Below are 3,086 nucleotides of genomic sequence, written 5' to 3'. Positions count from 1 at the left end.
CTCGGGCGCCGCCCTGCGCAGGTCGGCGCCCGAGCACTGGTACGGCCTGGCCACCGCCACCCTCGCCTACGCCAAGGCCGGCCACGCCCCGAGGAGCGCCCTCACCCAGGTCACCGGTGCGATCGCCCTCGCCGCGACCCAGGCCGCCCACGCCGTGCTGGCCGCCCGGGGCGAGTGGACCACCAACGACAAGGGCCTGATCGCCCGGGCGGGGCTGCGCGAGGCCGATGACATCGTGGCCGGGCTGGAGCCGGAGCCCGGGGCGCTGACCGCCGCCCTCGATGATGCCGAAGCCCTGGTCCGGCGGACCGTGCGGCGCACGTAGCTCCGCTTGCGGAACCAGCGCAGCACCGGCGCCGTCTGCTGGAACGTTCCGAGTCCTGAGAGCTCTTCCTTGTCCAGGGCCCAACGGCCCTCATACCCAGGGACCTTGGGGAATTCGCCCTTAATGCCATACTGACCTGCGGTTTCACCGGACGGGTCGGTTTTTGTTCGCCGTGTGTCCGTCCGTCGTCCTTTGCACGTTCCCTCAGGAGCCCACCCATGTCTCGACCCATCCGCCAGCTTCCGGGCAGCGCCCCCATCGCCGTCGGGCGTGAGACGCGGAGGGGTCGCTGATCATGAGTGCGGACAACGGGACGTACCATGCCCTCCTCGCCCGGCACGACGCGATGCGGCTGCGCCGGCAGATGCTCTCCCAGGGAGGCGGGCCGGACGCGGACAGCGGTGGCGGCCCGCAGGGCCCGGTCGCCGGACAGCCGTACGACGGGGTCGCCGACCAGCGGACCATCATGCGCCACCTCGACCTGGTGGCCCCGTTCGACGAGCTGATCGCCCACCTCTACCGGGCGCTGTTCGCCCGGCACCCCTCGCTGCGGTCGCTCTTCCCCGCCGGGATGGAGTTCCAGCAGGCCCATCTGGCACGGGCGTTCTGGTATCTGATCGAGCATCTGGACCGGCCCGAGCAGATCACCGCGACCTTCACCCAGCTCGGCCGCGACCACCGCAAACTCGGCGTGCTCCCCGCGCAGTACGCGGCGTTCGAGACCGCGCTGTGCGAGGCGCTGCGCGTCCGGGCCGGCGAGTACTGGACCGGGGAACTCGAGCAGGCGTGGGTACGGATGCTGCGGCTCGGCGTCACGGCCATGGTGCGCGGCGCGGACGCCGCGCTGCACGAACCGCCGTGCTGGAAGGCCACGGTGACGGACCACCGGCTGTGCGGTCCGGACCTCGCGGTGCTCCGCGTCCGGCCGCACGAGCCCTTCCGGTACCGGGCCGGGCAGCACACCGCGCTGGAGTCCGCGCGGCTGCCGCACACCTGGCGCCCGTACTACCTGGCCGGCGACCCCGGCCGGGACGGAGAGCTGGAGCTCCACGTCCGGTGCACCGGTCCCGGCGGGGTGAGCGAGGCCCTGGTGCGCCACACCGCGGTCGGGGACCAGGTACGGCTCGGACCCCCCAAGGGAAATCTGGCACTCGGCGAGGAGACTGCGGCGGGTGAACTGCGGCTGGTGGCCTGGGACACCGGCTGGGCCGCGATGAAGGCGCTGCTGCGGGAACTGGACGGCCGCGCGCGGTCGGCGTCCGCGCCCCGGGTGCCCCGGGTGCGGCTCTTCCTGGGCGCCGACACGCTGTCCGACCTGTACGACACCGAGTACCTGACCGGGCTCGAACGCAGCCGCCCGTGGCTGTCCGTGGTCCCGGTGACGGGCGGGGCGCCGGGGGAGGACGCGTACGACCGGCTGGCCCGCGCGGTGGTCCGCGGTGGCACCACGGCGGCCGGCCGCGCCCTGCTCGCCGGACCGCCGGCGATGATCCAGGCGGTGACGGCCGCTCTCACCCGCGCCGGGCTGCCCGCCGAACATGTCCTCCACGACCCGCTGCCGCCCAGCCCGCGCGACCTGCCCCGGACCGCGGGAGGTTTCGGTCCGGCCGGAGCACCGGCGTACCCGGGACAGTCGGTCCCGGCCTGACCGGCCACCTCCGAACGGGAGCCATGCCCACCCGGCCCGAACCGGACGATCATGCTGTCCGTACGCGCAGCAGTGTCGAGGCAGTGTCGAGAAGGCCATCGACGGCTGGAGGTCATCCATGGGTGGAGCACGGCCCGCGAGGCGGAGACGGACTGGCTCTACGGCCGCTTCATCGACACGGGCACGGGAATGCTGGGTCGATGGAGTGACGGTGGCCTGAACGAGTTCGGAACCCACGATTCCCTGGCGGAGTACTTCCACTTCCTGGTGGACGCGATGCGAGAGCACGGCAAGGCCGAGGACGGCCGCCTCGTCTGGTGACCCCGCACCCCACACGTGCGGCCCGGCCGCCCGTCCTGGCCGGTCACCCCGGCAGCCGCACCTGCGCCCAGACCACCTTGCCGGGACCACCGGGCCGGGGTGCCACTCCCCAGTCGTCCGCCAGCGTCTCCACCAGCAGCAGGCCCCGCCCCGACTCGCCCTCCGGGCCCGGTGTCCCGGGCGCGGGCAGCCGCTCCCCGCGTGTGTCCCCGACCTCCACCCGCAGCACGCCCTCCGCCTCGCTGATCCGCAGGTGGAAGTCGCGGCCGGGCACGTGCCCGTGCCGCACCGCGTTCGCGGTCAGCTCCGCCGCGATCAGCGTGGCGGTCTCGTTCGCCGACGAGTCGTACGGGTGACCCCACTCGTTCAGCCGGTGCGAGACCAGCCGGCGGGCCAGGCGTGCTCCGCGCGGGGTCGAGGTGAACTGCATCGCGAACTCGAGCGGGGCCTCCACGGGGTCCGGCGTACACCTTTGCGGGGGAGTTACTGGCTTCATGGAGTAAACGGTCGCTGGCTGTGCGTAGCTTTGAACAGGCGTGATCCGCTGACCGGTTTTGGCTGTACACCACTGGGAGCGCGGCTGTACGCGGGGCGGATCGTGACCGGCTCCCGGCGCGGCGCGTTGGTCGCGGAAGTGAACGCGGTGCGGGGCGAATCGGCAGGGTGAGTACGTACGGGAGGTGCCGGGCGTGGAGGACAACGGGCAGCGGGCGGAGGTCGAGTACGAGCCGGGGCGGGGGATCCTGCACCTCTTCGGGCGGCAGTTGAAGCTGTTCCGGGAAGGGGCGGGGC

General features: G+C 73.0%; 3 protein-coding genes and 1 pseudogene. 3 read left to right on the top strand and 1 reads right to left on the bottom strand.

The window, feature by feature from the left end:
• The 3 genes and pseudogenes from C1I97_RS34205 to C1I97_RS34195 form a co-directional block, all read left to right on the top strand.
• Positions 1–325, top strand: a pseudogene (locus C1I97_RS34205) (nucleotidyltransferase domain-containing protein); the annotation flags it as partial.
• 295 nt (positions 326–620) lie between these two features.
• Positions 621–1,973 (top strand): globin domain-containing protein, encoded by a 1,353-nt coding sequence (locus tag C1I97_RS34200; protein WP_111006880.1) that lies wholly within the window; start codon positions 621–623, stop codon positions 1,971–1,973.
• Between the two features lie 51 nt (positions 1,974–2,024).
• Positions 2,025–2,294 carry a hypothetical protein gene (locus tag C1I97_RS34195; RefSeq protein ID WP_146608389.1) on the top strand — a complete coding sequence of 90 codons (270 nt, stop codon included), beginning with the start codon at positions 2,025–2,027 and terminating at the stop codon, positions 2,292–2,294.
• A gap of 43 nt (positions 2,295–2,337) precedes the next feature.
• Here the strand turns inward: C1I97_RS34195 and C1I97_RS34190 are convergent, their stop codons facing one another.
• Complete coding sequence (locus C1I97_RS34190) at positions 2,338–2,748, bottom strand: ATP-binding protein (protein WP_309147848.1); 411 nt, start codon at positions 2,746–2,748, stop codon at positions 2,338–2,340.
• Between the last annotated feature and the right edge of the window lie 338 nt (positions 2,749–3,086).

It is taken from the genome of Streptomyces sp. NTH33, assembly GCF_003236365.1.
Taxonomy (GTDB): domain Bacteria; phylum Actinomycetota; class Actinomycetes; order Streptomycetales; family Streptomycetaceae; genus Streptomyces.
Note: the sequence above shows the minus strand (reverse complement) of the source record. Positions and strands in the feature narration are given on the sequence as shown.

Excerpts from the sequence above, each read along its gene's own strand:
- C1I97_RS34200 (WP_111006880.1), top strand. The coding sequence starts at position 621 with ATGAGTGCGGACAACGGGACGTACCATGCCCTCCTCGCCCGGCACGAC.
- C1I97_RS34195 (WP_146608389.1), top strand. The coding sequence starts at position 2,025 with ATGCTGTCCGTACGCGCAGCAGTGTCGAGGCAGTGTCGAGAAGGCCAT.